General features: G+C 31.2%; 16 protein-coding genes. 9 read left to right on the top strand and 7 right to left on the bottom strand.

What is annotated here, in order from left to right:
* Positions 1-69: 69 nt before the first annotated feature.
* The 4 genes from alr to GXK57_RS21295 form a co-directional block, all read right to left on the bottom strand.
* Positions 70-1,239, bottom strand: a complete 1,170-nt coding sequence (alr, locus tag GXK57_RS21310; RefSeq protein ID WP_160680044.1) for an alanine racemase — start codon at positions 1,237-1,239, stop codon at positions 70-72.
* Between the two features lie 242 nt (positions 1,240-1,481).
* On the bottom strand, positions 1,482-3,023 hold the full coding sequence (locus GXK57_RS21305; protein WP_160680043.1) for a HAMP domain-containing sensor histidine kinase: 1,542 nt from the start codon (positions 3,021-3,023) through the stop codon (positions 1,482-1,484).
* Between the two features lie 275 nt (positions 3,024-3,298).
* The gene (locus tag GXK57_RS21300) at positions 3,299-3,829 is read right to left on the bottom strand and encodes an ECF transporter S component (protein ID WP_160680042.1); all 531 of its coding nucleotides are present in this window, start codon (positions 3,827-3,829) and stop codon (positions 3,299-3,301) included.
* Between the two features lie 94 nt (positions 3,830-3,923).
* Positions 3,924-6,575 carry a sigma-54-dependent transcriptional regulator gene (locus GXK57_RS21295; RefSeq protein ID WP_160680041.1) on the bottom strand — a complete coding sequence of 884 codons (2,652 nt, stop codon included), beginning with the start codon at positions 6,573-6,575 and terminating at the stop codon, positions 3,924-3,926.
* A gap of 362 nt (positions 6,576-6,937) precedes the next feature.
* Between GXK57_RS21295 and GXK57_RS21290 the strand changes: the two genes are divergently transcribed.
* The 4 genes from GXK57_RS21290 (at position 6,938) to GXK57_RS21275 (ending at position 9,710) form a co-directional block, all read left to right on the top strand.
* A complete protein-coding gene (locus GXK57_RS21290; protein ID WP_202127765.1) occupies positions 6,938-7,264 on the top strand; it encodes a PTS lactose/cellobiose transporter subunit IIA in 327 nt (108 codons plus the stop codon).
* Between the two features lie 99 nt (positions 7,265-7,363).
* Positions 7,364-7,672 carry a PTS sugar transporter subunit IIB gene (locus GXK57_RS21285; protein WP_160680040.1) on the top strand — a complete coding sequence of 103 codons (309 nt, stop codon included), beginning with the start codon at positions 7,364-7,366 and terminating at the stop codon, positions 7,670-7,672.
* 86 nt (positions 7,673-7,758) lie between these two features.
* Entirely contained in the window at positions 7,759-9,099 is a 1,341-nt protein-coding gene (celB, locus tag GXK57_RS21280) for a PTS cellobiose transporter subunit IIC (RefSeq protein WP_160680039.1), read from the top strand.
* Positions 9,100-9,215: 116 nt separating this feature from the next.
* Positions 9,216-9,710, top strand: coding sequence for a hypothetical protein (locus GXK57_RS21275; protein ID WP_160680038.1), 495 nt, complete (start codon positions 9,216-9,218; stop codon positions 9,708-9,710).
* Between the two features lie 103 nt (positions 9,711-9,813).
* Here the strand turns inward: GXK57_RS21275 and GXK57_RS21270 are convergent, their stop codons facing one another.
* Entirely contained in the window at positions 9,814-11,514 is a 1,701-nt protein-coding gene (locus GXK57_RS21270) for a methyl-accepting chemotaxis protein (RefSeq protein WP_160680037.1), read from the bottom strand.
* A 218-nt stretch (positions 11,515-11,732) separates the two neighbouring features.
* Between GXK57_RS21270 and GXK57_RS21265 the strand changes: the two genes are divergently transcribed.
* Together GXK57_RS21265 and GXK57_RS21260 are read left to right on the top strand one after the other, a co-directional pair.
* Positions 11,733-12,686 (top strand): 2-hydroxyacid dehydrogenase, encoded by a 954-nt coding sequence (locus tag GXK57_RS21265; RefSeq protein ID WP_160680036.1) that lies wholly within the window; start codon positions 11,733-11,735, stop codon positions 12,684-12,686.
* A 535-nt stretch (positions 12,687-13,221) separates the two neighbouring features.
* The gene (locus tag GXK57_RS21260) at positions 13,222-13,515 is read left to right on the top strand and encodes a hypothetical protein (protein ID WP_160680035.1); all 294 of its coding nucleotides are present in this window, start codon (positions 13,222-13,224) and stop codon (positions 13,513-13,515) included.
* Between the two features lie 105 nt (positions 13,516-13,620).
* Here the strand turns inward: GXK57_RS21260 and GXK57_RS21255 are convergent, their stop codons facing one another.
* Positions 13,621-14,316 carry a GGDEF domain-containing protein gene (locus GXK57_RS21255; protein ID WP_160680034.1) on the bottom strand — a complete coding sequence of 232 codons (696 nt, stop codon included), beginning with the start codon at positions 14,314-14,316 and terminating at the stop codon, positions 13,621-13,623.
* 230 nt (positions 14,317-14,546) lie between these two features.
* On the opposite strand from GXK57_RS21255, the gene GXK57_RS21250 reads away from it, so the two are divergent.
* From GXK57_RS21250 to GXK57_RS21240, 3 genes are all read left to right on the top strand, one after another.
* Complete coding sequence (locus GXK57_RS21250; RefSeq protein ID WP_160680033.1) at positions 14,547-15,311, top strand: SDR family oxidoreductase; 765 nt, start codon at positions 14,547-14,549, stop codon at positions 15,309-15,311.
* Positions 15,312-15,570: 259 nt separating this feature from the next.
* A complete protein-coding gene (locus GXK57_RS21245; RefSeq protein WP_160680032.1) occupies positions 15,571-15,993 on the top strand; it encodes a flavodoxin in 423 nt (140 codons plus the stop codon).
* Positions 15,994-16,015: 22 nt separating this feature from the next.
* A complete protein-coding gene (locus tag GXK57_RS21240) occupies positions 16,016-16,633 on the top strand; it encodes a DUF3793 family protein (RefSeq protein WP_160680031.1) in 618 nt (205 codons plus the stop codon).
* A 169-nt stretch (positions 16,634-16,802) separates the two neighbouring features.
* Here the strand turns inward: GXK57_RS21240 and GXK57_RS21235 are convergent, their stop codons facing one another.
* A complete protein-coding gene (locus GXK57_RS21235) occupies positions 16,803-17,186 on the bottom strand; it encodes a hypothetical protein (RefSeq protein WP_160680030.1) in 384 nt (127 codons plus the stop codon).
* Positions 17,187-17,192 lie beyond the last annotated feature (6 nt).

Raw genomic sequence — 17,192 nt, 5'->3', positions numbered from 1 at the left:
ACTAGTATCGTTGGTATCAGTTATATTCTGAAGCCTTCCATCATCATATTTTATTGGTGTTTTAATGGACTAAAATACATAATTAACCACATCTGTATCTCGACCACATTTCCTATATACTCTAGTAACTCTCCTACCTATATTACATAACACCTCATAATTAATAGTACCCATTATATCTGCCATATCATCTGCATCAAACTTTACAGCTCCATCACTTCCTAAAAGTATAACCTCATCATTAAGCTTAACATCAGGAATCTCAGTGACATCTACCATAATTTGATCCATACATATATTGCCAACCACTGGTGCTAGCTTTCCATTTATTATAACCTTAGCCTTTCCTGACAGTATTCTTGAATATCCATCAGCATATCCAACTGGTATAGTTGCTATCTTACTCTTTCTCTCAGTTTTAAAGTTTTGCCCATATCCTATAAATTGGTTTTCATCTAAGCATTTCAAATAGACTATTCTACTTTTCCAAGTTAATACAGGCTTAAGTTCTAAATTTTCTTTTATAACATCTTCTGAAGGATAGTACCCGTACTGAACAATTCCTGGCCTTACATAGTCATAACAACTTTCAGGTATGTCTATTATCCCAGCACTATTTGCGATATTCCTTCTTATGTTGCCTTTATAAATATAGGAAATTTCTTTAATCTCATTATTATAAGTACTTAGTTGTTCTAAGGTATAGCTCTTATCTTTTTTATCTGCAGATGCAAAGTGAGAGAATATACTTTCAACTTTTATGTTTTCTAACCTACAAATATTTTCTACTATCTTTAATTCTTCTTCTTTGGGCAAAAACCCAATCCTCCCCATCCCAGTATCTAGCTTTATATGAACACTACTTATCTTCCTAAACTCCTTTGAAGCTTCCGATAGTTTCTTAGCAAATCCATAGCTTGAAACAGTTGCTTCTATGTCATATTTTATAAGCTCTTCAATAGTTTCTTCACCTGAAATTCCAAGTACCATTATAGAGTCTTCTATTCCACCTTTTCTTAACTCAATGGCTTCCATTATATTGGCAACACCAAATCTATTTATACCTATACTTGATAGGAGTTTTGCACATTCTAAAGCACCATGACCATAGGCATTAGCCTTTATAACGCTTATTATCTCGCTATTTCCTATCCTACTTTTTATATGATTTATATTAAATTCTAAATTATCAAGATTTATCTCTACCCAAACTGGATGCATCATCTTCAAATCAATCATCTCCTAAACAACTTATATATTTATTGTAGCAATTAAGTGGTAGTAATTAAACATCCATATTATATCTATATTCAATACTAAGTGGTATGCTATGGTATTATGTATATCCGTATTTAACTAACTAACTTATAATATAAACAAGCGCATTAAAGCTATAGATGCTAAATCACCAATGATTTAACTTCTATAGCTTTAATAATATCCTAGGCATATATTTTTTTAACAATTATTATACATCAAATTTATTGATAATTTAGATATACATTAGAAAACTCAATATTAACAGCTCTAGCCAATCTATCATTCATCAAATCATTATTACTTTCTTCGAAATCATCAGCAATAGTTATTGGTAGAAGGATAGTGAAAACACTGCCTTTTCCAACCTCGCTATCTAATTCTATCGTACCCCCTAAAGAATTTACTAGAAGCTTAACTAAACATAGACCTATGCCTGTTCCTTCCGAAGCTCTAGTAAGACTATTATTTACTTGTCCAAATCTCTCAAATATTATATTTTGTTTATCCTTAGGTATACCTACACCCTCATCTATTACTCTTATACAAAATTCACCTTTTTTCTTTGATAACTTAACATAAATATTACCTTTAACATCGGTGAACTTTATAGCATTGGAAAGAAGATTTAATATTATTCTTTCATATTTTTCATCATCAATAGCCATGATTAACTCTGAAATAGTAGAAGAAAACTTAACATCAATTTTCTTTTCTTTTGCAAGAAGCGCTATGGAATCAACTATTGCCTTTGTCACAGTTACTATGTCTACATTTCTGTTATGAAACTTTAAATATCCAGTATCAGCTCTAGTAATATCTAATAGATTATTTACTAATCTAAGCTGCTGCAATGAACTCTGATGAATCTTCCTCAAATATTTTTTACCCATGTCAGATAAGGTATCCTTGCATGTTAGCTCTAAAAATTGAGTAGCCGACATAGCCACAGTTAGAGGAGTTTTGAACTCATGTGATATAAATGAAAAGAACTCTTCCTGCATTTTTAATGCTCTTTCTGCCTTCTGCTTTTCCTCTTTTATTATTTGGCTCTGCTGCTCTATTAGATTTCTATAAGTTACTTTATCAGTAATATCATTGGTAATCTCAACAACATATTTTAACTGTTCATTATATACAATAGGAATAAGAGATCCATCCCAATAAGTTATTCCTTTTTCAAAATGAGGAAAAGAGTATTCGTCTATATATAAAGATTGCTTTGTCTTTATTACTTGATCCCAAAATCCTTTAAAAGGACTTAAATCCCACCCTGTTACAAACTCATCAACCTTTCTGCCATAAGTAGTTTCTCTTGAATTAAAAGGCTTATCAAAAAAATCCAAATAAGTTTGGTTAGCCTTCAATAATATCCTATCTGGCATAGCAAAAACAGCCACCCCTGATCTATTGTCTAAGTATAACCTTTCAAATATCGGAAGCTTTTCTCCCAAGCTTTGAGCCTCTTTTCTGATAAGAAAATAAGTTATCTCATTGCTATAATTATTACTTTCAATTAAGATATCTACTTCTATTGAATTTAATTTAGAATCAAAAATATAATAACTTCTATTTTCATTTAGTGATAAGGAATCTATATTAAGTCTTATCATTTCATATAATTCGGAGACATTTTTCCCTATAGTCTCGTCTACTGAATAACCAGATAAATAAAAAAATTCATTACTAGCTTTAACCACAATAGAATTAATAGTTGTGAAATATGCACCATATTCTATACGATGAGATAGTTGCTCACTTAACATCTTGTGTCCTCCACATAATTTGAGATTTAATTTTAAGAAAAATATTATTTATAATTAAACTTTTATTATAATTTTATCTATATTTTACCATTAATCTCAATATTAATCTATATTTGTCTTTATACAGCATCATATTTTTTGTAAATATATGGTATCCTAAATTTTTAATTCTAGCATTTATATAAAAAGTAACAATCAGAAGCAAATAAGTTTCATATTGAAATGTAAGTTCTTAATTATAATTTGTGGAGACCTCAGTCTTCATTGCGGATTTATCATATAACTTTTCTTTTAGAAAGTATTTGTATAAGTACCATCGCAATTATTCCTCCTGTTAATCCAGTTATAAGCTGGGGGACTCCCATGGATAGTACTAATTTATCTAAAACCTTTATTGGTATTCCAATCTTAATAAGCTTAACTAAGTGTGATGCAGAAAGTGATAAAAATAAAAACTTAGCAAATGAACCTAGTATTATTCCTATATAAATTCCATATCTCTTTTCCCTAATCGCTCCAAACAACATCACATAAATTATATTTCCAATAATTACAAACGGTATGAACGGTGCCATAGGCGCAGCAAGTTGTCCAACTAACCAAGCCAAAATTGGAGTAAGCACAGCCGTGAGAACTCCCCACTTGACTCCACAAATATAAACTGAAAGCAGCAATACTGCATTAATAATAGGTCCTACTAGAAACTGATTTATTTCCGGTATAGTTCTTCCTATAAGTTGAAACATTATAGCTATAGCCAATAGTAAGGCTGATTTTGACAATACATTAGAATTAACCTTTCCCATTTTTGCACCTCCTTACTGTAAATATATTCATGATTCTTTACTTTATCCATGATAGTTGTATCTATATATCTACTAATAGAAAACTGCTATTCACTTAGCGAAAGAAGTTCATTATATAACATATTTCATCCTCTGAAACCTGTATAGAATATTTTTCTTCTAGGTTAACTAAAGACTTTTTCACAGCTTCATAGATATTTAAGTTTTCTTCTATGAAACTCTCTCTTCCTTCATATTCACTAGCACTCTGACCATTACTAATTCTTTTGACCATAAATGCTATATGAAGAACTATTCCTGGTATAGTTGAATCTGGAAGCTCCATTCTAAGCATAAACTTTGCATTGTTCAGAGTATCTACAATATCATTATATAGCTCTTTCCCGTTTACTCCCTCTATATTTTCAGTTATAACATCCTCCATCTTTACAAGGGTAGTTTTTATATCAACTATTTCTTGTATTTCATTTATAACCTTAAGACTTATAACATCATGGATATTGTATTGTTTTATCTCTGTATCCAAAGGAAAAGATGATACAATAAAAATTATTTCTTTCTCTCTCTCTATTTCCTGAAGCTTAGATTTTATTAAATTTCTTTCAATAAAATTTATAGGAATAATCTCCAATAAATCTTTGTCGAACCTCAAATTATGAGATAAGAAGCTCTTCATAGCAATAGCAGTACCTTCTCCAGTTAAGCAAACTGTTACAATAGCCATCTTCTTAGATTTATCTGGGGCTTTATTATTGTAGCTATGCTCAAATACATAGGAATTGACAGCAATAACATCTTTATATATTTCTTCTATTCCATTACCTAATCTTGCTTTTCTTGCCGCCTCTAATACATGTAGAGTTGAAACAAGTGGCACCACTCTAACAGGTATACCATACTCTTTTTCTATAGTTTCTCCGAAGGTTGTTAGCGATCCCATATCTACTAATATTAAGTATCCAACTGGGTTTAAGTGATTTTTAACATAGGCTCTAAGCGCCGCCAATACTTCAAGAGGACTAACTTCAATTGGTGCATTAATAGCAACAACATCATCTTCTCCTAGAAGCTTATTAGCAACATCAGCCATAGAGGTGGCTGTACTTTCACCATGTGCTATCAATATAACCTTGACTTTATCTTTTTCTTTATTTTCCTTATCTAAAATCCAAAATAAAGTTATAAATCCAGCCTCATCTTCAGGAACCGTTATGTTTAAATGCTCTTCTAATATATTTACGCATTCCTTTGCCACTTCAAATTCCTTAGGATATCTTTTTATTATATAATTCAATTGAGGATTTATTATAGTCTTATTATTATTTAGTCTTTCTATCAAGGTATTAACATGTAGCGAAAGGGCAGAAAAAGTATTGGAATCAAAATTTCTTCCTAAGGAAGTTGTGGCATAATAGAACATCTTATCAATCAGAAGTAGTGTATCTTCGCCCAATATATTTATTAGGTTCTTCCTACTTATAGCATTTTCTGCTCCTTTAATATACATTTTGAAATATTTTGTTATGTCATTCTCAAGTATTGTTTCAATATCAAGACTAGATACTCCCTTTAGTCTCAGTTCTTTTACTTTATTATCTATAATGTCATATATACTTCCCTCTTTATGCTGCTTAACAATATCGTCTTCTCCCTTTGAGAACTTAAAGAAATTTATTTTCTCTCCCAAGGTTTCATTCCAGAGTATTCTATTCCCTTTCTCATTATAAAGCCCTTCTTTTATGTGTGGAGGAAGGTCTGTACTAGTTATCTTAACTTCATTCTTCTTTCCAGTTAGAAAATCTGAATAAGCCTTTGCACATAAAAGCTGTATATCTGCTTTTAGTTGTCCAACATTATTAGGACAATCATAAGATAACAATGCTCTCATAGTATTTAAAGATGCAGCAATCTCCCTATCAAGTCTTACCCTTTCAGCATCAAAAAAGCCTTTGATTAGTCCAAGTCTCTCTTTAGGAGACCTTTCTCTAAGAGAAGGTAAGTTTATAGTCATAGGAATTCTTCTAGTAAAGGTCTTTAAGAGAGTAGAAGCCGGTTCTTCTGTGGTTGCAGATATTATAAGCACATCTGCCCTCCTCATATCAGATTCACCTATTCTTCTAAAACACCCCTTATCCATAAAGGTAAAAAAGGCCTCTTGCCCTTCTGGTGGTAATCTATGAACTTCATCTAGAAATAAAATTCCCCCATCTGCTTTCTCTATTAAACCCTCTTTATCAAACTCAGCCCCAGTATATGCTCCTTTTTTAACGCCAAATAATTGAGCATTTAAAAGCTGAGGATTATTTGAATAGTCAGCACAGTTAAATATTATGAAGGGAGAATCCTTTTTCTTTACTCTCATTTCAACAGCATATTCATGCATATAATCAGCAAACATTGACTTTCCAACACCAGTTTCTCCTAATATCAAACAATGCATTCCTTTAGGAGGATAAAGTATAGCAGCCTTAGCCCCCTCAATAGCCTCTAGTAAACTTTCATTTTTTCTTAATAAATCATCTAAGGATGTTTTACCATCTGAACTATTATGTCCCTTTATGGAAACCGAATACTTTACTGGTCTTCCAGGAGATTTCTTAACCTTACCTTCTTCCCACAGCCTATTCAAATCGAAACTAATATTTGCTCTAGATATATTCGTTATTTCAGCAAGCTCAGAAGCACTTATTCCATCTGGGCGCGAAAGTTCTAGCAACTTATTATAAACCAAATCTATTCTTTTCATAATTCATCTCCTTTCCACAAATAATCTCAAAAAAATACATTATAGTAATTAACTATATATTAAAACATTTTCATAACAAAAGTAAATATACCTAATACTATAAACTTTTCAAAAAGTTATCACTGTAACTTCAGTTAATAAAAACACTGTTTAAAGTAAAAAAAACACTATTTCTCATATCAAAACACTAGCTACTTTTTGTTAAAACACTATGGTTTTATATAAAAACACACTGTAAACATTTACTGTAATGCTTTAAATTATAAGTTTCTTAGAGTTTTGGCATGACACTTGCTATAGAATATGGCATGAGAAGTAAATTAAACCAAAATACTCACCTAAAGGGGGACAGGACAATGAACATGGAAGAAGTAATAATGGGTATCATCATCAATGCAGGTGATGCTAGAGCTTACGCTCACGAAGCACTCGCTAAAGCCAATAGTGGAGATTTTCAAGGAGCCTCTACCTCTATGGAACTTGCAGACGAAGCAATAGGCCGCGCTCACGACTCTCAAACTTCACTATTGCACAGAGAAGCTTCAGGTGAAAAACTGGAAATAACAGCTTTGTTTGTTCACAGCCAAGATCACTTGATGACTGCTATATCCGAAAAAAACTTAATAATTCAGATTATTGAACTTAGAAAACAGCTGCAACCTTTGCTGGCTCAATTACCAAATTCATAAAAGTAAATAAGGGTTTGTCTAAAACATCATAAAACTTATAAACAAGTATTTAGCATTAAAATTCCGTTAATAAAATTATATTTATAGGAGGAACTTATTATGATTAATATCGTTTTATTCTGTTCAGCAGGTATGTCTACTAGTTTGTTGGTAACCAAGATGGAAGCAGCAGCAAAAGCAAAAGGGTTAGAAGTAACTATAAATGCTTACCCAGAAGCTCAAATGAAGAAATATATCCCTGAAGCTGATTTAGTATTGCTTGGGCCTCAAATAAGATTTGCACTAGCAAGAGCTAAACAGATATGTGATGAACATAATGTACCAATAGATGTTATCGCTCCTCAAGATTACGGTATGATGAACGGTCAAAAGGTTCTTGAAAAAGCATTGACCTTAATAAAAAAGTAGAACTTCTTAATAACTAAATAACACCTTAATTCATTGTTAGAAATTTTTTTATTATATATTTCTTAAAATGAAAGGAGATAAAAATCATGTCAAAACCTATGGACTTATTAGAAAGTAAACTAATGCCCGTAGCTGCCAAAATATCTGCAAACAGATACTTGTTAGCAATTCGTGATGGCTTTATGCTAGCTATGCCATTACTTATAATCGGTGCTATGTCACTTCTTGTGGCAAACTTCCCAATTCAAGGCTTCTTAGACTTTATGGCTAGTGTATTCGGAAAGAACTGGACTGTATTCTTTTCAAGACCTAATGACATAACAATGTCTATAATGACAATCTTCGTAGTATATGGTATATCAAACAGCTTGGCACTTCACTACGAATTAGAAGGAATAAGCTCAGGTGCTATATCTTTAGTAGCATTCTTTATGCTTACTCCATTTGCAACAACTTTTACTCCAAAAGATTCAAAAATAGCTTACGATATAACAAATGTTATTCCTATGGACTGGCTTGGATCAAAAGGATTATTCGTTGGTATGCTTACTGCTATACTAACTACAGAAATTATAAGAATGGTAGTAAAAAGAGGCTGGGTTATCAAGATGCCTGAAGGAGTTCCTCCAACAGTATCAAAAGCATTCTCAGCGCTTATTCCAGCAGCTTTAGTAATATTAAGCTTTGACGTTATTAGACTTTTATTCACTTGGACCTCATATGGAACAGTACATGGCTTCATTTACAAAGTACTTCAAGCTCCATTGACTCACTTAGGTGATAGTTTAGGCGCAACAATTATTGCAAACTTATTCATCGGCTTATTCTGGGTATTTGGTATTCACGGTGCTAATATAGTTGGTTCTGTTATGTCACCAATCTGGCTTTCATTATCAGCTGAAAACTTGACTGCATTCAAAGCTGGTGCAACTGGCTCAGCACTTCCACATATTATCACTCAACAATTCCAAGAAATATTCTTACAATTAGGTGGTTCTGGTTCTACACTTGCATTATGCTTAACAATGATGTTCATCTGTAGATCTCAAATCTGTAAGAAACTTGGTAGACTAGCATTCCTTCCTGGTTTATTCAATATAAATGAACCAATAACTTTCGGTCTTCCAATAGTTCTTAACCCAATAATGATGATACCATTCATATTAACTCCAATAATACTAGCAGTTTTATGTTACGCGGCAGTATCTACAGGATTGGTTCCTCGTCCTTCAGGAGTTATTATTCCTTGGACTACTCCAGCAATATTCGGTGGCTTCCTAGTATCAGGAGTTAAAGGTGCATTACTTCAAGTAGTGGAAATTGCAGTTTCATTCATATGTTACTACCCATTCATCAGAGTTGTTGATAAGCAATATCTTGCTGAAGAAAAAGCTTACGAATCTGCTGATGCAAACTTAACTGTATAGAAACAATATTATATTATAGAAAGAATATAGATGGTTACAGAGTTGTAACCATCTATATCTCTATATTTACAATATTGAAGCAATAATCACAACCTAATGGGAAGGGAGACTTTATTTTGAATCTTTTATATGAACTAAAAATAAGCATGTTTAAGCCACATCTATATCATAAGTTTAAAGATCAACCCTTTGGTAAGTTATTAAAATTTGATTTTTTAGTAGCTATAACAGGATTTATATTTTTTATGTTTATGAAGGCTATAAAAGGAGTAATTTATGGCAACTTTAGCTCTGTAATTAACTACTATATTACTTTTGATGTAGCTACTATACTTGGAATTATACTTTATTCAGCTATAGGAACTGCTATAACCGCACTATTTTTAAGTTTCTTATTCCTTGGCTACAACAAGTTTAAGCATATTAATAATATGAGCTTTAGTTCAATCTATAACTATGCTACCCATACACTACTAATAGCTATATTCATAGGTAATCTAATGGGACCATTTGTAATATTGTTTATTCTAGGTTATTACATCATGGCGGTAAAAGGGGATCTTTTAAATGCTCAAGATGGAGTAAGTCCTTTAAAATATCTAAGAAACTAAAACAAAAAGCATGTTGAAGTAGGATTTATAATCTCACTTGAACATGCTTTTATTAATATTAAAGAACTACTTCTAAATCATATTCCTCTTAATAAACCGATTCTTACTTAAGCCTGAACTTATTTACAGCCTCAACCATCCCTTTAGTCATAGAAGATAGAGTTTGAGCTGCTGCTGCAATTTCTTCTGATGAAGCATTTATTTCTTCTGATGATGCTGCTATAACCTCAGATGATGATGCTATTTCTTCAGCTGCTGAAGTAGATTCCCCTATGCTTCTTACTATAGCATTCTTCTCTGATTTGACACTTTCAGCAGATTTAGCTATAGATTCTATTTGAGGTATAACATTATTTATTTCTTCTAATATCTTCTTAAAGGAGTCTGCAGATGTATTTATTCCTGTTAACTGATTAGACAACTCACTACTCATTACATCTGAGCTAGAAATAAGGTTCTTAGTATCACTTGAAACACTATTTACTATCAAATTTATCTCTCCTGAAGAATTCTTAGACTGCTCAGCAAGCTTCCTTATTTCTTCTGCCACTACTGCAAAACCCTTACCTGCTTCTCCTGCTCTTGCAGCCTCTATAGCAGCATTTAGTGCCAATAGGTTGGTCTGGTCAGCAATTGCATTTATCAATCCTGTAATTTCATTGATATGCTCAATGTTATCACCTAAGCTAGATAGCTTTGATATAAAGTTAGCTAACGATGTAGATACCTTATTGATGGAGCTCACCATTCCATTCATACTGTCGTTACTTTCGTTTGCTAAGACCACAACTTCTCTAGAATTATTGTCAACTTCCCCTATAGATGCTAGTATACTATTTAAATCTTCATTAAATTTATTTATGCTCTTATCTATATCTGATAAACCACTTGCTTGGTCATTTGTACTTGAAGCTATTTCAGTTATACTTGTAGTTATATCACTAGTTGTTGCAGACATTTCTTCCGCTACTGCAGATAAACTCTCAGTTTGTACATTAATAGTTTTTGAATGATCAACAAAACCTTTAAGAGTTTCAGATATATCCGTAAGCATCTTATTTAAAGATCTCTTTATTATATCGAACTCATTATCCCCATCATAGGTTATATCTACAGTAAAGTCTCCTAGTGCTACCTTTTCTATTTTTTCAATCATATCCTTTGATGCTACTCTTATATTGTGAATTATCAAAAATGAAATTGAACTTAATATAATAAATATGACAATTAAAATAATACAAAACGTCGCATAACTGCTGGAATATAATAAATTACTTTGATTATATACATTAGAAGCCACCTTTTGGTGTAATTCCATGGTATCTTCAAGAATTGAAGCGATTTTGTCTCCTAGCTGCCCAAATCTTGAAGCATCAGAACTTGGGAGCTTACCTCCTGCTCTTAAGTTATCTTCATTTTTATTCCACAAACTTATGTATTCTGCATAGTCCTTTTTAAAGGATGCTACATTAGCTATCTCTTCGCTGTTAGTTGAATTCTTTTCATATAAAGCTAGATTATCTTGAACTATTTTGTCATAAGTCTTTATTGCACTATTATCTTGTTCATTAAATTTGGAACTTACTGAAGTAGCATTCAATCTTACATTAAGAAAATTAGCTCTTATTTGAGACACATAATAAGTAGTCTGCAAATCACCCTTATACATTTTGCCTAAATTGTCATTTAGTTTATCCATATTCCTTATAGCTAGTCCTCCTATCGTGACTGTGAAAACAATGGATAAAAAAGCTATCAAAATGACCATAGTAGATATCCTAGCTTTCTTAAAAAATTTAAACATAATCTCTCCCCCTGATATTTTTTAATTGCATTTTTAATTTAATTAAATATATTATTTAACTTAATTAAATATTATACTTTACAGTCAGTTCATTCAACGATTAATCAGTGGCATATAAAGAAATCACTGGCTATCATATATTTTTTATCCTAGTTATGAATAAAACAGTTATAATATTAGTAAATACTTATATTTTTATTCATTTAGGGGGAATCATTATGAAAATAGTATTATTGGAACCACTAGGTATAAGTAAAGATACCTTAGCTAACTTAGCTTCAGACCTTATTGCTAAAGGTCATGAGTTTGTAGCTTATGATACAGTAGAAAAAGATACTGAAATATTAAAAAAAAGAGCTAGCGGTGCAGATATCCTTATGATAGCAAATAATCCTTTATGCGGTGAGGTTATAAGAAGTGTAGAAAATCTAAAATATATAGCAGTCGCCTTTACAGGGGTAGACCATGTGGATAAAGCAGCCTGTGAAGAAAGAGGAATAACAGTATCAAACGCTAAAGGTTATGCCACAGAAGCTGTAGCAGAACTAACTATAGGAATGATAATATCTTTGCTTAGAAATGTAAAACAATGTGATGATGTTGCACGTAAAGAAGGAACAAAATTAGGTTTAGTAGGCACAGAACTAAACGGAAAAACTGTAGGAATAGTAGGAACTGGGGATATAGGCATAAGAACTGCTGAAATTCTTAAGGCATTCAAGTGCAAACTATTAGGCTACAGCAGAACGGAGAGAATTGAAGCTAAAAACTTAGGAATTAATTATGTAAGCTTAGAAGAACTATTAAAGAATAGTGATATAGTATCACTTCATGTACCTCTTACAGATAGTACAAATAAGCTTATAAATAAAAACAATTTATCATTAATGAAAAAAACATCCATACTAATAAATATGGCAAGAGGTCCTGTTGTTGATAGCGATGCCTTATCAGAAGCTTTGAATAATGGAACTATAGCTGGTGCTGGAATAGATGTCTTTGAGGTTGAACCACCTGTTAAAGCTTGTCACCCTTTATTTGACTCAAAAAACACCCTTGTTACACCTCATGTAGCTTTTGCAACTGATGAATCTATGATAAAAAGAGCTAATATAGTTTTCGATAATGTGCATTCTTGGATAAAGGGGGAAAAAAAGAATATAGTGTTTTAATAAAAATATAATATAGATATAATTTTATAACAAAATATTCCATGTATTATTAACGACATAGAGGTTATATTAATATCATAAGGAACATGGTGATAAGTCAATTCTTATAATATAGTTTATACTATCTTTATAAGAGGAATTTATATAGTGACAGTAATAGCTGTTGTTATGTAAATAAGATTCTATATGGTTAGGAAAGGCTTTATTATAGTCATATATTTTGATTATACTGAGGTCCCAACTTATCATATTGGGTCGAGATAAGATGTTGTATGGTGTTGTAATGGTTATATATAGCCGAAAGGTTATATATAGTTATGTAAATATCTTATAAGGTCGAGCGAACCATTAGTATTGGTAGTGATGTGCTTTTTTATAGTCGAAAGATTATACTTAGGTGATAAATTATCTTTATTGGTGCTAGTCATATCACCATGTTTCTTATGTTAAATAAAAATTAACACCCCTACTCTGGTATACTCTACCACCTTAATGTCAATAATCTTAAAGATTATGAAGTTAGGTGGTGTTTTTTATGAAAAAATTAAATATTTTTTTTGGATTAAATGATATTGAGAAATTCTCTAGCAATGATACTAAAGACTTAATAAAACTTACTATACTATTCTTTTTTTCTTCATTATACTCACTTTATTACACATATGATTATTACAAAGATTATTTAAATCATCCGTCAGACATATCTCTAATACAAAATGCAAAAGGGGTATTTATAATAACGTTAGGTATAGGATATACATTTATATATTTCTTTATAAATATATTTCTATCAAGACGAGAAAATAAAACCGTTAAAAAAAGAGGTTAGTAGAAACATTATATTTACATATATTTTACTTCATCAAAAATCCCCTCATGAGCACGACTGCTTCCAATAGCTGCCACAAATTTTCATATAGTTATGCTTAATCCTTTATACGAGCAAATCTCCTAATTCCGAAAAAACAACGGTGTTTTTTCTTTCCTTAGCCTTATAAAGAGCTCTATCAGCCAAGTCAATAAGCAGCTGAGTATCTACCTGGTCTCTAACTGAAACTACTCCTATACTTATAGTCACGTTTCTTTCATCTTCTTTAAATCTAAACACATGATTTGCTACTAGATTTCTAATCTTTTCAGCTACTATTGTAGCCCTTTCCTTATTTGTTTCTGGAAGAATTATCGCAAACTCTTCACCACCGAATCGAGTTATAGTATCTCTGACTCTTATATTAGGTTTTATTATATCTGCCAATTCTTTAAGAACTAAGTCTCCTGCAATATGTCCATAGGTATCATTTATTATCTTAAAATTATCTACATCAATCATTAATAACGATATTCCTAAGTCATTATGCTTTAACTTTTTCATCTCATCTACCATTTTGCCTACAAAAAATCTTCTATTATATAATTCAGTAAGTTTATCTGTATAAGCAAGGATATGTAGATCCTTTATCATCATTCCACATCTAAAGGCAAAAAAGGCGTCTATAAGAGCTATACTTGTCCAAATTATGAATACATATGTTCTAGGAATGTATAAATCCAGAATGCATCCCAAAACATGTAATATTATTACGTTTAGAGAAATTATAAATGGGGTAAATTTATTAAGAATATTATTCATTTTATCCCTTCTTTGTGCAAAAATACGCTTTATATTATATCACTTATGTAAACTATAATAAATACTTATTATCTAATAATTTAACAAGTTTATGACATACTACATTAATTAAATGATATATTAATAACATATACTATATAAAAAATTAAATTTGATTTTCTTGATGAAAAATAGGCTATTTATTATAATTAACACAAAATACAATTAATTCATACAATAAAGGAGATTTTATGAGAGAAATAGCATTAATAACAGGTGCTTCTAGCGGTTTTGGGTACGAATTCGTAAAATTATTTGCTCAAGATAAATATGATATGATCCTAGTTGCAAGAAATATTGATAGATTAACGGAAATAAAAAGTGAGTTTAAAGACGTTAACATTACAGTTATACAAAAAGATTTAACTAAGCCAAATGCTGTAAAAGAATTATATTCAGAAATAAAAAGTAAGAACTTATCTGTAGATATTTTGGTGAATAATGCTGGTTTCGGACTGTTTGGAGAATTTGATAAACTATCAGTTGAATCCCAGTCTAACATGATATCACTTAATATCTCAGTTTTAACTGAGTTAAGTCATTACGCTATACAGGAGATGAAGTTAAGAAAGCATGGAAAAATTATAAATATAGCATCTTTAGGATCTTTTCAACCAGCTCCAATGATGGCAGTATACTGTGCAACAAAGGCATATGTGTTATCATTTTCTGAAGCTTTAGCAAGAGAACTTAAAGGTAGTGGTATAACAGTTACAACTTTATGCCCAGGAGCATCTAAGACTAACTTCGGTAAAGTTGCAAGTGTGGAAAATACTAGAATGTTCAAAAATCCTATGTCCGCAAGCTCTGTTGTTAAAATAGGCTATAAAGCAATGCATAAAGGAGCACGAGTAGTTATTCCAGGTATAGTTAACAAAGCTATGGCCTACACATCAAAATTCTTACCACGTAAGCTAGTAGTTCATATGATAGGTGCTTTTACAAAAGAAATATAATTAAACTAAGAAGATATTTGTAACCACTAACTCCCTCTCTATTGATAGATTTAATTATCTATTCTTGGAGAGGGATTTCTATTAACTATAAAAATACATGTCATATGTACATTGATTCAATTTACAATTTTTTTCACAAAAATTTTGTTAAATTATAAACATTTTTTAATCCATCTATTGACAAGCCATTGATAAAATATTATCATGTAATTGATAATGATTTTCATTACTAATATTTTATGAAAAGGTGGTTAGAATAATGTCAAAGGTAAGTATTATTTACTATAGTGGTACAGGCAATACAGAAAAAATGGCAGAGCTTATATCCTCTGCTCTATCAGAAAAGGAATCACAGGTTAAACTATTACAGGTATCCAACGCAACCTTAGATGATGTAACAGATTCAGACATAATAGTCTTAGGATCACCATCAATGGGAAATGAAGTAATAGAAGAATCCGAAATGGAACCTTTTGTTGAATCAATTAAAGATATTGTTTCAGGCAAAAAGGTGGCACTCTTTGGTTCCTATGGCTGGGGAGATGGAGAATGGATGAGAAACTGGCAAGATAGAATGTCTGAATACGGAGCTGTCTTAATAGGAGATGGACTTATAGTTAATGGTTATCCTGAAGACGAAGAAGAAAACCGTTGCATAGAATTTGGTAAATCAATAATATAACGTTACTATAGGAGGGTTTAATTTGGATAATCTAATGTTTTTTAAACAATTAGATAATATGAAAGATGAGGAGTACTTTAAATGTTTTATTTCTTATCTCATTTCACCTGTGATAACAGGGGTTAAACCTTCTTCTATAATTAATATACTTAATACTAATAGAAACCTTTTAAATTTATGGAACGCCATAGGTGCTGATTTCCTGTCCAATTTAAAACTCGATTATATATCTATCGATCACATAAGCACTAGAGAAACAATACTTATATATAACAAAAACTCTATTGCTGATGTATTAAGTTGCCCTAAAGTAAGATCATTATTAAACAATTATGGTTATACTGATTTAGATGACACAAATGCTGTTCTAAATCATTTATATAACAGGTTAAAAGAGAATAGATTTCCTCATGAAGCAGGAATCTTTCTTGGAATACCAATTCATGATGTAGAAGGTTTTATTAGCTGCAATAAACCTTGCCTGCTATCCGGGTATTGGAAAGTTTACTCAGATACAGCTTATGCAAAGAAACTTTTTGACCTATATGATCAATCTAAAAACTTAGTTGCAGAATGTATCATACAGGGAGAGAATGTTATATCACTAAAAAATAACTTTGCACCTCAATTATTAAATTAATTAGAACTTCAATCTGCCTCTGAAGTTCTAAGAAAATATTAAGTAATAAAACAAATTGCGCACCCTATATTAGATTTGAATCTGCCGCAAAATCTAATAAAAAAATTACACTTTAAACTATACTATAAGCCTATATCTTAGCTGCAAGATATAGGCTCTTCTTATGTAATTAGTGATTAAATGCTGCATCCATACTCAACAACTGAACATCACTAACAAAAACAGGTTGTCCAGCTAGCAGGAACCAATGGCCCATTGCCAAATTGTTTGCCAAGTACATCATAAACCACTCATCATAGCTCTCTAATTCTAGCTCAAATTCATTATAAAATGTAGTATAGTTTTCTGATTCATTAATTTTTCTAATTCCTTTGATTTCAGAAAAAGAAAATCTCTTCTTAGCATCTGTTTTATCTTGACCTATTACCTTTCCCATTAACAATCCATAACTAGGGTCATCAAACCATTTATCGATAGCATCCTTTAGTACATGATTGTAATTCAAAGGTAATATAAGTTTTTCATCTAATGAAATAGTTAATTTTATCTTCATCCAAGC

The organism is Clostridium sp. C8-1-8 (genome assembly GCF_009928445.1).
In the GTDB taxonomy this organism is placed as follows: Bacteria; Bacillota; Clostridia; order Clostridiales; family Clostridiaceae; genus Clostridium_AR.
Note: the sequence above shows the minus strand (reverse complement) of the source record. Positions and strands in the feature narration are given on the sequence as shown.

Excerpts from the sequence above, each read along its gene's own strand:
- GXK57_RS21290 (WP_202127765.1), top strand. The coding sequence starts at position 6,938 with ATGGAAGAAGTAATAATGGGTATCATCATCAATGCAGGTGATGCTAGA.
- GXK57_RS21235 (WP_160680030.1), bottom strand. The coding sequence starts at position 17,186 with ATGAAGATAAAATTAACTATTTCATTAGATGAAAAACTTATATTACCT.
- GXK57_RS21265 (WP_160680036.1), top strand. The coding sequence starts at position 11,733 with ATGAAAATAGTATTATTGGAACCACTAGGTATAAGTAAAGATACCTTA.
- GXK57_RS21285 (WP_160680040.1), top strand. The coding sequence starts at position 7,364 with ATGATTAATATCGTTTTATTCTGTTCAGCAGGTATGTCTACTAGTTTG.
- GXK57_RS21300 (WP_160680042.1), bottom strand. The coding sequence starts at position 3,829 with ATGGGAAAGGTTAATTCTAATGTATTGTCAAAATCAGCCTTACTATTG.
- GXK57_RS21305 (WP_160680043.1), bottom strand. The coding sequence starts at position 3,023 with ATGTTAAGTGAGCAACTATCTCATCGTATAGAATATGGTGCATATTTC.
- alr (WP_160680044.1), bottom strand. The coding sequence starts at position 1,239 with ATGATTGATTTGAAGATGATGCATCCAGTTTGGGTAGAGATAAATCTT.
- GXK57_RS21250 (WP_160680033.1), top strand. The coding sequence starts at position 14,547 with ATGAGAGAAATAGCATTAATAACAGGTGCTTCTAGCGGTTTTGGGTAC.
- celB (WP_160680039.1), top strand. The coding sequence starts at position 7,759 with ATGTCAAAACCTATGGACTTATTAGAAAGTAAACTAATGCCCGTAGCT.
- GXK57_RS21270 (WP_160680037.1), bottom strand. The coding sequence starts at position 11,514 with ATGTTTAAATTTTTTAAGAAAGCTAGGATATCTACTATGGTCATTTTG.
- GXK57_RS21260 (WP_160680035.1), top strand. The coding sequence starts at position 13,222 with ATGAAAAAATTAAATATTTTTTTTGGATTAAATGATATTGAGAAATTC.
- GXK57_RS21245 (WP_160680032.1), top strand. The coding sequence starts at position 15,571 with ATGTCAAAGGTAAGTATTATTTACTATAGTGGTACAGGCAATACAGAA.
- GXK57_RS21255 (WP_160680034.1), bottom strand. The coding sequence starts at position 14,316 with ATGAATAATATTCTTAATAAATTTACCCCATTTATAATTTCTCTAAAC.
- GXK57_RS21295 (WP_160680041.1), bottom strand. The coding sequence starts at position 6,575 with ATGAAAAGAATAGATTTGGTTTATAATAAGTTGCTAGAACTTTCGCGC.